The organism is Paenibacillus sp. FSL K6-2859 (genome assembly GCF_038008265.1).
GTDB classification, from domain to species: domain Bacteria; phylum Bacillota; class Bacilli; order Paenibacillales; family Paenibacillaceae; genus Paenibacillus_AQ; species Paenibacillus_AQ nitricinens.
Genome location: NZ_JBBOYU010000001.1, coordinates 5,351,697 through 5,367,930, shown reverse-complemented (window position 1 = coordinate 5,367,930; position 16,234 = coordinate 5,351,697). Strand labels below are relative to the sequence as shown.

Sequence of the window (16,234 nt, the reverse complement as noted above, 5' to 3'; positions counted from 1 at the left end):
CCCACCGTATACCCACCGGAAAGGTGAAATGGTGGGGGAGTTTTCTTATTTGAAGGCTTGCGACAAGGCAATGTTTACGATAAAATGCAGGGGAATATCGCACTGCCGAAGGAGGAAAAGGGAATATGCAAGATCAGTCATCTATCAAGAAGCAAATTAAATCCTGCCCCTCTACCTATAAGACATTTAGCTTAGCGCTTCAAGCGTTGGTGATCCTTGCCAAGGAGAATACAACGTGCACGAGTAATGATATTGCGGGATCGATTCAATCCGAGGCGACACTTCTGCGACGAATTCTATCTGTCTTAGCAGGTGCTGGCATCCTTGAAACGCGTGAAGGACGTGATGGCGGATATAAGTTAAGCCGTCCTGCGGAGACCATTTTGCTCGGGGAAGTATACCATGCACTTCAGATTGCAGAAACACGTTGTCAGATCATGTTAGATGCAACAGGGGAACATTTATTTGGAACTAAGATGAAGTCTATTATTGAAGAGCTGACTGAAGAAATGGACCAAAGTATATACAATACATTGCAGAGATATACGATTCTGGACTTGCTAGAGCGAACTTATGAGCTCTATTGACAGTTTAACTTATCAGGAATATACTGTGCGTAATATAACACAGTTAAGGTCGTAGGTCTTAACTGTGATAAATTAGACACAGTAAAGATAATATTGGAGGAGTAATTTATATGTCTACACAGGTTGAGAAACAACAGGAATTTTTCACGGTATTAGAGGATCGTCGTTCTGTACGTTATTATGATCCAGCCGTCAAAATTTCGAAAGAAGAAATTGAAGATATTCTGAAAGTAGCGATCACATCGCCATCCTCTAGCAACTTGCAGCCTTGGCGGTTCCTGGTTATTGATGAGCAGGATTTGAAGGATAAGCTACTTCCTATCGCTTATAATCAGCAGCAGATTGCAGATGCCTCTGCGGTTATTGCCGTATTCGGTGATTTGGAGTGGTTTAATGAAGGCGAAAAAATTTATTCACGCTCGGTTGAAGCGGGTTTTATGACAGATGAAGTGAAGACCATGATGATCAATTCAGTAGATAACGGCTACCGTAGTATGAGCGAGGAAACCTTGAAGAAGATCGTTCATGTTGATGGTGGATTAGTAAGTATGCAACTGATGCTTGCCGCACGTGCGAAGGGGTATGATACCGTGGCAATGGGTGGCTATGATGCAGTGAAATTAAACGAAGCCTTTAATGTACCCGTAAGCTATGAGAATATTATGTTGATAGCGCTGGGTAAGGCTGCGAAGCCTGGGCGTCCTACGGTTCGACTATCCGTGGATGAGGTAACGAAATGGAATACGTTCTAATAAAAGAATAAGATTAGGTAGAGCTGGGAGGTAATCCCGGCTCTATTTTTTTTAGCAGGAGAAGTTTAGAATAAAAGGGGAGAAGAGCCGCTTTTGGTGAAGACAAAAAGATAGCGCGAGAGCTGCGGCTTGAAAAATTATCAAACGAAGTGTATGCACAAAAAATGTAAGGGGAGTTTTCGTTTGAAGCGATTATATTTGAAACTTACGCCAAGTACCTTTAAGAATCGGATTTTGTTAGCTTTCTTACTGTTAGTACTATCACCCATTGCCATGCTCGTTCTGTATAACTTCAAAGAGACAGAACAAATGCTTCAGGATAATGCGGAAACGAAGAACATAGAGCAGCTTATTGGGATTAAGAATGGTTTTGTTGATCTCATGAGTCTCGTTATGAAAACTGGGTCATTACTTGAACAAGATACAACGATTTTATCGATAATGAAGAATCCCGAGCAATCTGATGAAATCACGAGAAAAAAGCTCGTTGAAAACAAGTTTGGAGCGATTGAAAATACATTCTTCATGAGTGGAGCGACGGTATATTATACTTTAATCGACCTTCATGGAAACGCATACACTTCCTTTATGCCAAGGGAAACCTTGAGCTACGACGAAATCCAATCGGAGGATTGGGTTCAAGCATTGAAGCGAGAAGGAGCGAATCGATATATATGGAATCCGAATGACAAGAATAATGTAGTCCGGGAAAGTACAACAAGTAAGAAAATGCTTAGTCTCTATGAGGTTATGCGTGATAATGGTTTTAACATTTATGCCTATGCAAGACTAAGTATCGATTATGAGGAGTGGTTTACTAGATCAACGTTAGGGAGTAAGCAGGAAGGGGCTTTTTTTCTGCTCGATGCCTCAGGGAGAGTGATGCTTAATCCGGATAAGGATGAGACCTTTTCACCTGATATTGCGCAGAGTATTGTGAAGAGCGCCAACCAGCGGCAGACAGAGCGTGCGGCATCCATCATCGATCCGAAGGAGAAAAGCTTATACACATACAGCTACATCGAAGAGTTGAATGGTTATGTCGTTAAAAAGGTACAGCTAGATCAGCTATTTCTTGAGGTGTACAAGCAGAAGCAACGATTTTTTGCTGTATTTGGAGTCATACTACTGCTATTTGTTCTATTAACTTATTTTATATCATCGACGATTACAGTGCCGCTAAAGAAGCTGCAGAAGAAGATGGAGATGACCGCTAAAACGAATCTCAAAATGAAATTACCCGAGCAAGGGCGGGGAGAGATTCTTGCGCTGACTCAGAGTTTCAATATAATGATTCATGATTTAAATGAGCTGTTGCAGCGACTTCAGCTTGAAGAAAAACAGAAGCAATTCGTTCGATTTCAGGTGTTGCTCTCGCAGATGAACCCGCATTTCCTACTAAATACATTGAATACGATAAAGAGTATCGCCTTAGATAAAGATGATGATGAAATTTATGAAATTTGTGTTGCACTAGGCAAAATATTGGAAACAACATTAAATACGGAAGTGGATTTGATTCTGTTAAAGGATGAGATCGTACTGATTGAATCTTACATGGAGATTCAGCGGCAACGCTTCGGACATGGGATTGAGATTCAATATGATATCAACGAGGAGCTGCAATACGCATTAATCCCTAAATTCTGTCTTCAGCCCTTAATTGAAAATAGCTTGATTCACGGCTTCGGTCAGTCTGTGAAACAAGGGAGAATTGATATTTCCGCTAAGGTGACTGGACAACAACTATATCTGCAGGTTAAAGATAACGGCATGGGGATAGAGAGAGCACAGCTGAATAAGGCTGCACGGAAACGAAAAGGAATCGGTGTTCAGAATATTAGGGAGAGCTTAGAGCTGTTGTTCAAGAATCAACGGACAGGCATGGACATTGTATCATCAGACACAGGAACTGAAGTGATTATCCATTTTCCACTTCTTATTTCAAAACCTTACGATGGAGGTTAGCTCACATGTGGAGAACGTTAATTGTGGATGATGAACAACCCGCGGTTAAAAGTATACGGAAGTTATTCTTAAAGGCTGGAATCCCGTTTGAAATTATAGGTGAGGCGGAGAATGGAGAAGCAGGCTTACAAATGATTCGTGAGCTTCGACCTGATGTGGTAGTGACGGATATCAATATGCCAGTGATGGATGGGGTGAAGCTCCTTCAAGTTGCGCGAGAGGAAGGCTTCGACTGCCGATTTGTAATGTTGACCGCATTGAGTGAATTTGAATACGCTCGGCAAGCAATCGTATTTGGAGCTTCGGACTACATTCTGAAGCTATCTTTAGATCTACAAGGTTTGAAGCAGACCATGGATAAGGTTCATGCCGAGCTGGAGCGAATGGTGAAGATGAAGAAGGCAGATAAATGGTTTCCTGAGAAGCAACAAACGGGACCGACAGACCATGTGGAGATGAACAAAATAATTGCTTACATTGAAGAGCATTATTCTGAGGACATCTCGCTCAAATCCATGTCAGAGCTGATACGAATGGATGCCAGCTATATAAGTGACTTATTCAAGAAAAAGACAGGGAAAACGTTGACGAATTATATCCAAGAGCGGCGTATTCAGGCTGGAAAAATGCTGCTTGCCGAGACGAAGCTAACGATTAGTGAGATTGGTCAGCAGGTGGGCTTTGAGAACGATAATTATTTTATTAAAATTTTCAAAAAGTGGTGTGGCGTCACGCCAAATGAATTTCGCAAAGAACCAAAAAACGTTCTATAGTTTCCCAAATGTAGTTCATCCCCCAGAATCCGCTCTGATGATAAAGTTATAGACGTAGAGCACAACACATAATCCTTCCAAGGGGGAAGATATCGATGAAGAAAAAGTGGGTTCCTGCAGTGCTTTCTGTCTTATTAGCAGGTACGATGCTGGCTGGTTGTGGTACTAGTGGAAGTAATGATGCGCAGGGCAGTGCAAATGGACAAACAGCAAAGGAGAAAATAAAGCTTACGATGTGGGGGGCCGTTCCTGCAGAAGCCGGGCCTCAAGCTGTAATTGATAACTGGAATAAAGATCATCCAGACATTCAAGTCGAGTATATCCGTAATGTAAATGACGATGCTGGAAACTTAAAGCTGGACACTGCCTTGATGACCAATCAAAACATAGACCTTTTCATGAACTACGATCTTGCTCATTTACAGAAACGTATGGATGCAGGCGTTGCCTTGGATCTAAGCACGAAAACAGATTATGACATCGACAGCCAGATCGGCGAGGACGCAGCGATGTGGAAAATCAATGATAAGTACTATGGGATTCCAACAAAGAAAAATATGGCGTTTGTATGGTTGAACAAAGATATGCTGGATGCAGCAGGATTACCGATTCCTGCGGTGGACTGGACCTGGTCAGATCTTGAGGAGTATGCGAAGAAGCTGACGAAGCCTGGTGTGTACGGATTATTGCAGGCAGATTCCTCCTTCTCAACAACGATGGACGGTACGCTTGCTGGAATGGGTGTGAAACAGGCGGATGGTACTTCAAACTTTGGAAATGATCTATGGAAAGAACACCTGGAAATATTGCATAACATGATGTTCGTGGACAAATCCACACCGGAATATGGCGAGCAACTGACCAGTAAGATGCCGGTTGATACCATGTTCCTGCAAGGCAAAGCGGCAATGCTGGCAGCAGGTGAGTTTATTTTCCGAAATGCGAACAACTTGAAAGACTATCCGCATGATTTCAAAACCGCGTTCGCTGCGATTCCAAAAGTGAATAAAGATCAAAAGGATTATAAATATTCGGGCGGTGTGGGTGACATGCTTGCTCTTAATGCGAAATCCAAGAACCTGGATGCAGCTTGGGAGTTCGCAAAATGGTATGCGGATGGCGGTATGCTGCCAATGGCAAGCGGTGGTCGTATTCCAGCCTCTAAGAGTGTAGATAGTAAGGAAGCAATGAGCCTTCTCATGAAGGGTGTGGAAGACAAATATGATACAGATTCAATGAATAAAATTGTATTCGGCAAATTCCCATCCTTCCAGCTAAATGTAACTCAACAAGCCATTGATGCACGTAAAGAAGAGTATGAAAAATACTTCTTAAATAAGCAAGATATTGAAACCACGATGAAGAATATGCAAACCCGTTCGCAAGAGTTATTGAAATAATGAAATAGTTAACACAAAAGAGAAGGAGGAAGATTTCTTCGTTCTTCTCTTTCGTATACCCATTTTTCAGCATACGAAAGGCGGCGATACCGTGAAGCGGAGAAGCTGGATGGACAGACAAGGCTGGATCGGCATGACCTTTATTCTTCCGAATATGATTGGTATTCTCTTATTCTTTATTATTCCTGCAATCTATTCCTTTGTTCTCATGTTTACGAATTATCAATTTTCAAATCCAAATTGGCAATTTACTGGGCTGGATAATCTCAAACGGTTGTTCCATGACGATAATTTCTATGCCTCGATCAAATATACGGTGATATTCCTGATATCGGTTCCAGTATCGATGGTGCTCGCCTTTATTGTAGCGCTATTTCTAAACCGCAGTGTGTATCTTAAAGGCGTATTACGTGGAATGTTCTTCCTACCGTATATCTCCAGTGGAGTAGCCATTGCATTTGTCTGGATGCTGTTATTTCAGCCTTCACAGGGACCCATCAATGAAATGCTTCGCTGGATTGGCATAACATCGCCGCCAGGCTGGTTTGCGGATACGGAAACCGCAATGTATGCCATTGATATCGTACAAATCTGGCTGATGCTTGGCTACAATATGATCATCTATTTAGCAGCACTACAGGAAATTTCGACAGAACAGCTGGAAGCTGCTCGGATTGATGGTGCAAGCACATTCAAAACAACATGGAAAATTGTATGGCCTCTTGTTAGTCCAACAACCTTCCTATTAATGATTACCGGATTAATTATGACGATGAAATCATTCTCGATTATTCAAGCCATTACGGCTGGAGGTCCTAGCGGAAGTACGACGGTCTTATCACTATTCGTTTATAAAACAGCATTCAGTTATTACGATATGGGATACGCTTCAGCCATTTCATGGTTCTTGTTCGCCGTCATTCTCGTCATTACAGTCTTTCAGTGGATCGGCCAAAAGCGCTGGGTTCATTACTAAATGACCCCATAAAGTGGGGTTTTGCGGGGGCCCTGAAACCATAAATTAAAGGAGCAGGCGGTATGAATGAAAATGCAGGAAACATGAAGGTGAAACTGCCAGTAACGATCATCATGTTTATTCTAGGACTATTTATGATTGTGCCTTTTCTATGGATGCTCAGCACATCCTTTCAGACACCTGCCGAGGTGTTTAACAAATGGCTGCCTTCATCTCTCAACTGGAGCAATCATATCCGGGTGTGGACAGGAAGCCATGATTTTGTTCCTTATTATTTAAATTCTCTTAAGATTTCAATGATTGGAACTGTGGGGGCTGTGTTTCTATCTGCCCTTGCCGCTTACGGATTTTCACGTACGTCGTTCAAAGGGCGAGATGGACTATTTGTCATATATCTATCGATGATGATGGTCCCACCTCAGGTGCTTTTTGTTCCAAAGTTTATCATGTTTAACTGGGTGGGGATTTACAATACGCATTGGGCGCTCATCCTGCCAGCCATGTTCTCGATCTTCGGTGTATTTATGCTTCGGCAGTTCTTCATGAGCATTCCTAAGGAAATTACGGAATCTGCTTTTTTGGATGGGGCGGGGCATTACAAAATATTTTTTCGCTTAATTCTGCCATTAGCGAAGCCAGCAATAGCAACGTTTGCTATCCTCGATTTCTCCTGGCAATGGAATGATTATGAGAATGCGCTTGTATTCTTGCAAAGTCCTAAGCTATATACCATTCCGCTTGGATTGCAGAATTTTATTCTTGAGAACAATGTGGACTACAACGGGATGATGGCTGCTTCATCGGCTGCGATAATTCCAATGATTATTATCTTCTTTGTGGGTCAGAAATACATTATTCAAGGGATTTCAAGTTCGGCTGTGAAAGGCTAACTTTAGGAGGGATACTTAACATGAGAACAGAAACGGTTAAATCCGATGTAACAATAGTCGGTGGGGGACTTGCAGGGATGAACGCAGCGATCGCTGCAGCGCGCCTTGGGTTAACAGTATCGCTAGTGCAGAATCGTCCTGTACTTGGTGGTAACTCGAGTTCAGAGGTTCGGGTATGGGTATGTGGTGCAACAGGACATGGTGTAAATCGATATGCACGTGAGACAGGCATTATGGGTGAGTTATTCATCGAGAATCAATACCGGAACCCGGAAGGAAATCCATACTTATGGGATCTAACCTTACTCGAAGCCGTGAAGGCAGAGTCGAATATCAGCTTGTTTCTAAATACCGATGTACGCGAAGTGGAAGCGGAAGGTGAGGAAGGGGATCGTACGATTCGCAGTGTGATCGGTTGGATGATGGGATCTGAGCGGTTGATTACGTTCGAGAGTGAGGCGTTCATCGATTGTACGGGTGATGGTTTGGTAGGCTTTCTAGCAGGGGCTGATTTCCGGTTAGGACGTGAAGCCCGGCATGAATTTAATGAGGAATGGGCACCAGAAGTGCCTGATAACATCACATTAGGCAGTACATTATTGTTTTATACACAGGATACAGGAAAACCGGTACGTTATGTTGCACCATCGTTCGCGAAGGTTATCACGACAACGTCGATCCCGATCCGTCGGGTCATTCGGAGTGGAGATTCAGGCTGTCACTACTGGTGGATTGAGTGGGGCGGTGAGCTTGATACGGTGGATGAGAATGAACGAATACGTGATGAGCTATCCTCTGTTATTTATGGGATTTGGGATTATATTAAAAATTCAGGTCATTTTGATGCCGAAAATATGACGCTGGAGTGGGTTGGCTCGATTCCGGGTAAACGTGAATACAGACGGTTTGTTGGCGACACGATTCTAACGCAAAATGATATTCTCGCGCAGCGTGAATTTGAAGACCGGATTGGATTCGGAGGTTGGTCGATTGATTTGCATCCACCGCAAGGGATGTACGCACAAGAGAGCGGCTCGAAGCATCTGCATGCGAATGGGATCTATCATATTCCATTTAGTTCACTCTATTCGAAGAATGTGCGGAACCTACTTTTCGCGGGTCGGAATATCAGCGCATCTCATGTGGCTTTTGGAACAACTCGCGTCATGGCGACCTGTGCGATCATGGGTGAAGCGGCTGGAACAGGTGCAGCATTATCCGTCATCAAAGGTGTAACCCCTCGTGAAATTCGGAAGCAACATATGCATGAATTGCAACAGGTGATGTTAAAGCAAGATGCTTCGATTATTGGATTGCGTAACGAAGATCCTTTAGACCTCGCGAGAAATAGTGAGATTCATGCGTCCAGTACGATGAAAGGCATATTACTGGATCGTCCAGCTGAAGCATATGAGCTTTCTCATGACGTAGGAATTTTGTTTCCGGTTGAAGGGAATATCCTGGGGTTGAAGCTGCTTGTGTCAGCAAGTACTCAGTCAGAGCTGACCGTTGAGCTATGGACGACTGGGCGTGCGGAAAATTACGTTCCAGCAGAGTGTAGACAGGTTGATGTTGTAATACTACAAGCTGGGGAACAGCAATGGGTTGATGTTCCGGTACAAGAGGAGCAGTGGAGTTCAATCGGTGAATGTAATATCTTCGCTATTATTCGAGCTAATGAGCATATTCAATTGCATATTTCAGAAACCCCAATCACAGGTGTTATTACATTTGAGCGAGGCGTTAAACCTGTAGTCGATTCAGCGCTGGAGGATCATCAGCCAGATCAGCCGGTGATGGAGTGGAGCATGAAACAGCTTGTACGCAGGCATTTCTGCTTTGCGGTTGAAACATCCGCATATGCTGCATCCAAAGTCACTGACGGGTATGTCCGGCCTTTTGCAGGGCCACATAGCTGGGTTTCTGAGCCGATGACTGCCGGTAGAACGGAGTGGTTAGAGGCGCGTCTGCCGGATGCTGCTTCAGTATCTGAAATTCATTTTACCTTTAACGATGATGTTAATGAGGATCTTATTAACTTACATCACCATGAAACGCCATTTCTAGTGATTCCTGAACTAGTAAAGGCTTACGATGTAGAGTTGCTCATTGATGGCGTGTGGCAAGTCATGTTCCGTGTCAAAGACAATCATCGCCGGAAGAACAGACATCGTTTAGAGAAGCCTGTCTTTACGGACGCTGTTCGGATCGTCATTTATGAAACTAACGGAGGAGAACGTGCAGAACTCGTGGAAATGCGGATATATTAAGAAGAAATGGCTTAGCCGTCCCTATAGGGACGGTATCTGTTTCTACGAGAAACACAAAATATAGGATAACGTAAAAACTTATATTTTTTGTATTTTAAAATAGTGTTCATTTATGAATGATCATCCTTAGGGGGAGCCGTCAGGCTTCCCTTTTCTTGTTTTTTAGATTACACTAATCAAACGATATTTTTATATAAAGGAGACAGCTAATGACCACGAATACTAACGGCCGTCCCCCTGAGGCCGTATACATTCATATTCCTTTTTGTACCAATAAGTGCTTTTATTGTGATTTTAATTCCTACGTTCTCAAGGATCAGCCGGTGATGGATTATCTGGAGGCTTTGGATCGGGAAATGGAGCAGACCGTCAAGATCACCCCTCCGGGTGTCATCAAAACAATCTTTGTCGGTGGTGGAACCCCAACTGTACTGAAACCGGATGAGATGGCTTATTTTCTAAAATCTGTTCGAACACATTTCCCGAACTGGGATAAAGATATCGAGTTCTCCATGGAAGCGAATCCGGGAACAACGGATTTAGATAAGTTGACGGTTATGAAAGAAGGCGGCGTGAATCGGGTGAGCTTTGGTGTTCAGGCGTTTCAGAACGAACTCCTTACGGGCATTGGCCGGATTCATAATGTTGATGATGTATATCGCAGTTTAGAGAATGCTAGAGCAGTCGGACTTAACAACCTGTCGGTTGACCTTATGTTTGGTTTACCGAACCAAACAGTCGAGATGCTGAGCGAAAGTATTCGCAAGGCGCTCGAGCTAGATTTACCCCACTATTCTATTTACAGCTTGAAGGTGGAGGAGAACACTCTTTTTCACACCCTATTTAATAAGAACAAACTTCCGCTTCCTAATGAAGAAGACGAACTGCAAATGTACCTCTTGTTGATGTCATCGATGAAGGAAGCGGGCTATAACCAATACGAAATCAGTAACTTCGCAAAACCAGGCAAGGAGAGTCGTCACAATATCACTTACTGGCGTAATGAAGATTATTATGGTCTTGGAGCAGGAGCACATGGATATGTGGGGCGCCAGCGGCATATTAATGTTAAGGGCGTAAATCCTTATATTGAAGCAACACGCAAAGGCCTGCCTCGATTAGACGCATACCCCATCACTGAAGCAGAAGCGATGGAGGACTTTATGATGGTTGGCTTGCGAATGCATAATGGTGTCTCTAATGAGGCTTTTCAGGCGCAATTTGGGCGTTCGATGGAGGATGTATTTGCGAAATCCTTGCATAAGATGCTGCACGCGGGTCTGCTTGAGCACGAAGAGGGTACTTACCGACTCAGCAAGCAAGGAATCCTTTTTGGGAATGATGTTTTCGCAGAATTTGTAGGCGCACTGACAGAGGTTTAATTTTAAAATACCTCTTGAATTGTAATTCACTCTGTTGTATATTTATTCATATTATCAACAGAGGGGTGAATTTAAGTGCTTGCCAAAACGGAAATGATCCGCCATTCGTCTCCTGCAGGAGATGCACAGGTGATTTGCAGAAACGCTGTGATAGAAGATGTTGAACCGTTGTATCTGATGATAGAAGAATACGCACAGCGCGGGATCATGTTGCCCCGTTCCAGGCAGGCGCTGACTCGCCAGATCGATCAATTTGTGATTGCCGAAATCGAGGGTAGATTCGTAGGCTGTGGTTCGCTTTTTAAGCTCGGGAATGATCTCGTTGAGATTCGCTCGATCGGCTTGAATGACGAGGGTAAGGGAAAAGGTATAGGCTCTATGATTTTGGCGAAATTGGTGGAGGAAGCCAGAAACCAGAAAATCCCTAAAGTCATGGCACTAACCTACGCCGTTGATTTCTTTCTAAGAAATGGATTCGAAGTCGTGGAGAAAGAGATTTTTCCCGAAAAGGTATGGACAGATTGCGTGAATTGTAAAAAGCAGCATGCCTGCGATGAAATAGCAGTACTTAAGATGCTGAACTGAGCGTGTAGTCGCTTATTATGAATATAATGCACTTCCATTAGTCTGTTATCCGACTATTGGGGGTGTTTTTTCTGTTATTGTAGAATGGATTATATGAATGGACAGAAAGATGGTGCTACTTTATACTTTAGATTGGGATTTTTTTGAATAAATGTAATGATGAATCTTGGAATGTTGGTTACTTAATCGAATGGAGGGAATTAGGATGAGTCGTACAAACAGAACTGCGGTATATTTGCTAACTCTGTTGCTTATTTTTGTAATACCAATACAAGCTTTTGCCGCGGATAAACCTATTACCATTAATATTGATAACGAGAAAGTGGATTTTTCTGTCCAACCCCAGTATATAAACGGAGTTGTGTATGTTCCGATTAGAACGATTTGTGAAAAATTAGGGATAGCTTATGAGTGGAATAACCAAACCAAAACCGTATCAGGAGTGAAGGGCAATAAGGAGTTTGAACTAAAGTTGGGCAGCAGTGAGGTCATATATAATGGTAAGGCTAGAGCTTTACATGGTCAATCCTTTCTGCAGAACGGAACCATTCTTGTTCCACTAAGATTTGTTGCAGAATCTATACAGAATGCGGTAATATGGGACGGCTCAACTTATACTGCCAGTATTACTACAGACGGAGTATTGGAAGCACAGGAGTAATCGATTATGATTTAAAACTACAAAGTAGTACTTAAGATGCTGAACTCACTTGACAATGTCAATGTCAGTTTGGTATTTTTGTATTAGTGGTTAGCACTCATCTGAGTCGAGTGCTAACGAATCGGAGCCAACAGCCGATAGGAGGGGATAACATGTTAACTGATCGCCAGAGAATGATACTAAATGCAATTGTAGATGATTATATTTCATCCGCAGAACCGGTAGGATCTCGCAGCATTTCTAAACGGGGTGATGTAGGGTACAGCCCTGCGACCATTCGAAATGAAATGGCTGACCTAGAGGATTTGGGTTATCTCGAGCAGCCTCATACATCGGCAGGGAGAATTCCTTCCCATAAAGGATACCGATATTATGTGGATCATCTGGTACCGTGGAATTCCGCCGAAACGGCAGAGATGGGCACGATCCGCGCTTTTTTTGCCGAGAAGCTGAATGCGATGGAGCAGGTAATCCAACATGCGGCGATGATTCTTTCCAATATGACGAATTACACTTCCATCCTTTTGGGACCGGAGGTTTTTCATACATCATTGCGTCATTTTCAGTTGTTACCACTAGATGATAAAACCGCTGTAGCGATTATTGTTACAAGTACGGGTCAAGTTGAGAACCGTACGGTGAACATTCCACCGGAGATATCCGTTTCCGAGATGGAGAAAGTGGTTAACCTACTGAATAGTAAGCTGGTCAATGTACCACTCTATAAGCTGAAGACTCGGCTGTATTCCGAGCTTGGCGAGGAAATGCAGCGTCACATCTCACATTATGAAGAATTAATGCAAGTGCTGGACATTGCGCTGGAAAGTGATCAAGAGCAGCGTATCTATCTTAGTGGAGCCACGAATATGCTTACACAGCCTGAGTTCAAAGACGTTGACAAGGTGAAAAGCATTCTTGATCTGCTGGAAGAGACGCCTACATTGCTCAAAATGCTGGCCCCTACAACAGGCGGCACAGGTATCCAGGTCCGAATAGGGACGGAGAACAATCATGAAGCGTTCGCTAACTGCAGTCTGATCACCGCCACTTATTCTCTTGATGGGCAGGCACTGGGGAGCATAGGTATCCTTGGTCCGACACGAATGGAATATGCAAGAGTGATGGGGATCTTGGGCATTTTATCCCGAGATTTGACAGCGATGCTGGCACACTGGTATAAGTGAACAGAGTCAACATTGATAACGTGAATGATTTTAAGGAGGTGAAGACAACTTGAAAAAGGAACAAGTTCAAGATGCTAATGAATTCAAAGATGATTTGATAAATGAGGAACTTGAGGCTAATGTAGCTTCTGAAACCAACTCATTTACGACAGAAGAAATTAGTGAAGGTGCTTCAGGCACAGGTGCGGAGGTAAAACGTCTGCAGGATCTCGCTGACGAATATCAAGGACGTGCGCTGCGTGCGCAGGCTGATTTTGATAACTTCCGTCGTCGTACTCAGAAGGAGAAAGAAGAGTTGGCTCAATATGCCACCTCCAAGCTCGTGACTGAATTGCTTTCAGTACTGGACAATTTCGAGCGTGCGTTAGTCACTACTCCTAGTAGCCCTGAGTCCGAAGCTTTCGTTAAGGGTGTTGATATGATTTTCCGTCAGCTAGATGGGGTATTGAAGTCCGAGGGACTTACGGCTATGGAAACAGTAGGCCAGCCTTTTAATCCTGAATACCATCAGGCTATTATGCAGGTGGAGAGCGAGGAGTACGAAGAGGGTATCGTAACGGAAGAGGTCCAAAAGGGATATCTCCTGAAAGATAGAGTCCTTCGTCCTGCTATGGTCAAAGTCAGCATGTAATCTGTATATATAGGACGGGCAGTATCTGTCCGCCATCGGTACCAACCGAATTTTTAAATATTTTATTATTTTAATGAGCGAATGCTCCATATACCTTTAGAGGAGGCAAATTATTGTGAGTAAAGTTATCGGTATTGACTTAGGAACCACGAACTCTTGCGTTGCCGTAATGGAAGGCGGCGAAGCCGTTGTAATTCCAAACCCAGAGGGCGCGCGTACAACCCCTTCGGTGGTAGGTTTTAAGAAAGACGGCGAACGTATCGTCGGTGAAACAGCTAAACGCCAGGCAATTACTAACCCTGATCGTACGATCAGCTCGATTAAACGCCATATTGGTACGAACCATAAAGAAAGCATCGATGGTAAAGAATACTCTCCACAAGAAATTTCAGCAATGATTCTGCAAAAGCTGAAATCCGATGCAGAGGCATATCTTGGCCAAACCGTTACTCAAGCTGTTATCACAGTTCCTGCTTATTTCAATGACAGCCAGCGTCAAGCTACTAAAGATGCAGGCAAAATTGCAGGTTTGGAAGTTCTACGTATTGTGAACGAGCCAACTGCTGCAGCTTTGGCTTACGGTCTTGAGAAATCTGAAGATCAAACGATCCTTGTCTATGACCTTGGTGGCGGTACGTTCGACGTATCTATCCTTGAACTGGGCGATGGTTTCTTCGAAGTAAAAGCTACAAGCGGTGACAACAAACTTGGTGGCGACGACTTTGACCAAGTGGTTATGGATTACCTTGTATCCGAATTTAAGAAAGAGCAAGGCATTGATCTGAGCAAAGATAAATCGGCTGTACAACGTTTGAAAGATGCTGCTGAAAAAGCGAAAAAAGAATTGTCAGGCGTACTGACAACTACTGTATCTCTTCCGTTCATCACAGTTGTTGACGGAGTACCACAGCACTTAGAGATCAACCTTACTCGTGCTAAATTCGATGAGCTGACTACTGGTCTAGTTGAACGTACTTTGGGACCTACTCGTCAAGCCTTGTCTGATGCTGGCATGACGCCTGCAGACCTTACTAGAATCGTTCTGGTAGGCGGTTCTACTCGTATCCCTGCGGTACAAGATGCTATCAAGAAACTTACTGGTAAAGAGCCTCACAAAGGTGTGAATCCAGATGAAGTAGTAGCACTGGGTGCTGCTGTTCAAGCGGGTGTATTGACTGGTGAAGTAAAAGACGTTGTATTGCTCGACGTAACTCCGCTTTCCCTCGGTATTGAAACTGCAGGTGGCGTGTTTACGAAGATGATCGAGCGTAACACTACGATTCCTACAAGTAAATCTCAAGTATTCTCGACTTTTGCTGACAACCAACCTAGCGTAGAGATTCACGTGCTGCAAGGTGAGCGTCAAATGGCGAATGGCAACAAAACATTGGGACGCTTCATGCTGAACGAGATTCCACCAGCACCACGTGGCGTACCACAAATCGAAGTTTCTTTCGATATTGATGCCAACGGTATCGTGAATGTGTCTGCAACTGATAAAGGCACGAACAAGAGCCAAAAGATCACTATCACTTCTTCCAGCGGTCTGAGCGACGCAGAAGTAGAACAAATGATGAAGGATGCCGAGCTTCACGCTGAGGAAGACCGTAAGCGTAAAGAATTGGTAGAAGCGAAGAACAGCGCTGACCAACTCGTGTATTCCACTGAGAAAGTGATCAAAGATCTTGGAGATAAAGCGGATGCTTCCGAAGTTGAAAAAGCAAACGAAGCTAAAGATAAAGTGAAAGCAGCACTTGAAACTGACAATCTTGAAGAAATCAATGCAGCTACAGAAGCATTGACTGAGATTGTACAACAGTTGTCCATGAAGCTGTACGAACAAGCTGCTCAAGCAGAGCAAGGTGCTGAAGGTGGCGCTGGAGCTGCTGAAGGCGCTCCTAAGAAAGACAATGTAGTTGACGCTGATTATGAGGTTGTTGACGAAGATAAGAATCAAGGGTAACCTTAAACGATAAGTGTATAGGGCGTAACTGATAAATTCTTATATAGTTAAGAAGGGAAGGTCAAAACCGGGTCATCCCGTGTTTTGACTTTCCTTTTGTAATATCAGTTTGCACACTCTTCGCGAATGCGCCTTCTGATATTGTAAGAATAAACATCTGCTGGAACTGGATGGTCAGAGCCTGGGGTTTTATCGTATAATGGTTTCTTTGA

Annotated in this window: 14 protein-coding genes; all 14 read left to right on the top strand. The window is 43.5% G+C overall.

Going from position 1 to position 16,234, the window contains the following annotated elements:
* Positions 1-125: 125 nt before the first annotated feature.
* The gene (locus tag MHB64_RS23985; RefSeq protein ID WP_094872696.1) at positions 126-587 is read left to right on the top strand and encodes an Rrf2 family transcriptional regulator; all 462 of its coding nucleotides are present in this window, start codon (positions 126-128) and stop codon (positions 585-587) included.
* Between the two features lie 110 nt (positions 588-697).
* Complete coding sequence (locus MHB64_RS23980) at positions 698-1,339, top strand: nitroreductase family protein (protein WP_341135513.1); 642 nt, start codon at positions 698-700, stop codon at positions 1,337-1,339.
* 183 nt (positions 1,340-1,522) lie between these two features.
* Complete coding sequence (locus MHB64_RS23975) at positions 1,523-3,307, top strand: cache domain-containing sensor histidine kinase (RefSeq protein WP_341135512.1); 1,785 nt, start codon at positions 1,523-1,525, stop codon at positions 3,305-3,307.
* A gap of 5 nt (positions 3,308-3,312) precedes the next feature.
* Positions 3,313-4,080 (top strand): response regulator transcription factor, encoded by a 768-nt coding sequence (locus MHB64_RS23970; protein WP_341135511.1) that lies wholly within the window; start codon positions 3,313-3,315, stop codon positions 4,078-4,080.
* 95 nt (positions 4,081-4,175) lie between these two features.
* A complete protein-coding gene (locus MHB64_RS23965; protein WP_094872701.1) occupies positions 4,176-5,480 on the top strand; it encodes an ABC transporter substrate-binding protein in 1,305 nt (434 codons plus the stop codon).
* A 91-nt stretch (positions 5,481-5,571) separates the two neighbouring features.
* Complete coding sequence (locus MHB64_RS23960) at positions 5,572-6,456, top strand: carbohydrate ABC transporter permease (RefSeq protein ID WP_341135510.1); 885 nt, start codon at positions 5,572-5,574, stop codon at positions 6,454-6,456.
* 62 nt (positions 6,457-6,518) lie between these two features.
* The gene (locus MHB64_RS23955; protein ID WP_094872704.1) at positions 6,519-7,346 is read left to right on the top strand and encodes a carbohydrate ABC transporter permease; all 828 of its coding nucleotides are present in this window, start codon (positions 6,519-6,521) and stop codon (positions 7,344-7,346) included.
* Between the two features lie 20 nt (positions 7,347-7,366).
* Positions 7,367-9,616, top strand: a complete 2,250-nt coding sequence (locus MHB64_RS23950; RefSeq protein ID WP_341135509.1) for an FAD-dependent oxidoreductase — start codon at positions 7,367-7,369, stop codon at positions 9,614-9,616.
* Between the two features lie 209 nt (positions 9,617-9,825).
* Positions 9,826-10,998, top strand: coding sequence for a radical SAM family heme chaperone HemW (hemW, locus tag MHB64_RS23945; RefSeq protein WP_341135508.1), 1,173 nt, complete (start codon positions 9,826-9,828; stop codon positions 10,996-10,998).
* Between the two features lie 93 nt (positions 10,999-11,091).
* Entirely contained in the window at positions 11,092-11,583 is a 492-nt protein-coding gene (locus MHB64_RS23940; RefSeq protein WP_094872736.1) for an N-acetyltransferase, read from the top strand.
* A gap of 205 nt (positions 11,584-11,788) precedes the next feature.
* On the top strand, positions 11,789-12,244 hold the full coding sequence (locus MHB64_RS23935) for a copper amine oxidase N-terminal domain-containing protein (protein ID WP_179281691.1): 456 nt from the start codon (positions 11,789-11,791) through the stop codon (positions 12,242-12,244).
* 152 nt (positions 12,245-12,396) lie between these two features.
* Positions 12,397-13,428, top strand: coding sequence for a heat-inducible transcriptional repressor HrcA (gene hrcA, locus MHB64_RS23930; protein WP_042191003.1), 1,032 nt, complete (start codon positions 12,397-12,399; stop codon positions 13,426-13,428).
* A gap of 49 nt (positions 13,429-13,477) precedes the next feature.
* Complete coding sequence (gene grpE, locus MHB64_RS23925) at positions 13,478-14,059, top strand: nucleotide exchange factor GrpE (protein ID WP_094872714.1); 582 nt, start codon at positions 13,478-13,480, stop codon at positions 14,057-14,059.
* A 115-nt stretch (positions 14,060-14,174) separates the two neighbouring features.
* Positions 14,175-16,022, top strand: coding sequence for a molecular chaperone DnaK (dnaK, locus tag MHB64_RS23920; RefSeq protein ID WP_094872716.1), 1,848 nt, complete (start codon positions 14,175-14,177; stop codon positions 16,020-16,022).
* Positions 16,023-16,234 lie beyond the last annotated feature (212 nt).

Coding starts and splice junctions, on each gene's coding strand:
- MHB64_RS23955 (WP_094872704.1), top strand. CDS start 6,519: ATGAATGAAAATGCAGGAAACATGAAGGTGAAACTGCCAGTAACGATC.
- MHB64_RS23985 (WP_094872696.1), top strand. CDS start 126: ATGCAAGATCAGTCATCTATCAAGAAGCAAATTAAATCCTGCCCCTCT.
- MHB64_RS23965 (WP_094872701.1), top strand. CDS start 4,176: ATGAAGAAAAAGTGGGTTCCTGCAGTGCTTTCTGTCTTATTAGCAGGT.
- hemW (WP_341135508.1), top strand. CDS start 9,826: ATGACCACGAATACTAACGGCCGTCCCCCTGAGGCCGTATACATTCAT.
- MHB64_RS23940 (WP_094872736.1), top strand. CDS start 11,092: ATGATCCGCCATTCGTCTCCTGCAGGAGATGCACAGGTGATTTGCAGA.
- hrcA (WP_042191003.1), top strand. CDS start 12,397: ATGTTAACTGATCGCCAGAGAATGATACTAAATGCAATTGTAGATGAT.
- MHB64_RS23970 (WP_341135511.1), top strand. CDS start 3,313: ATGTGGAGAACGTTAATTGTGGATGATGAACAACCCGCGGTTAAAAGT.
- MHB64_RS23980 (WP_341135513.1), top strand. CDS start 698: ATGTCTACACAGGTTGAGAAACAACAGGAATTTTTCACGGTATTAGAG.
- MHB64_RS23935 (WP_179281691.1), top strand. CDS start 11,789: ATGAGTCGTACAAACAGAACTGCGGTATATTTGCTAACTCTGTTGCTT.
- MHB64_RS23950 (WP_341135509.1), top strand. CDS start 7,367: ATGAGAACAGAAACGGTTAAATCCGATGTAACAATAGTCGGTGGGGGA.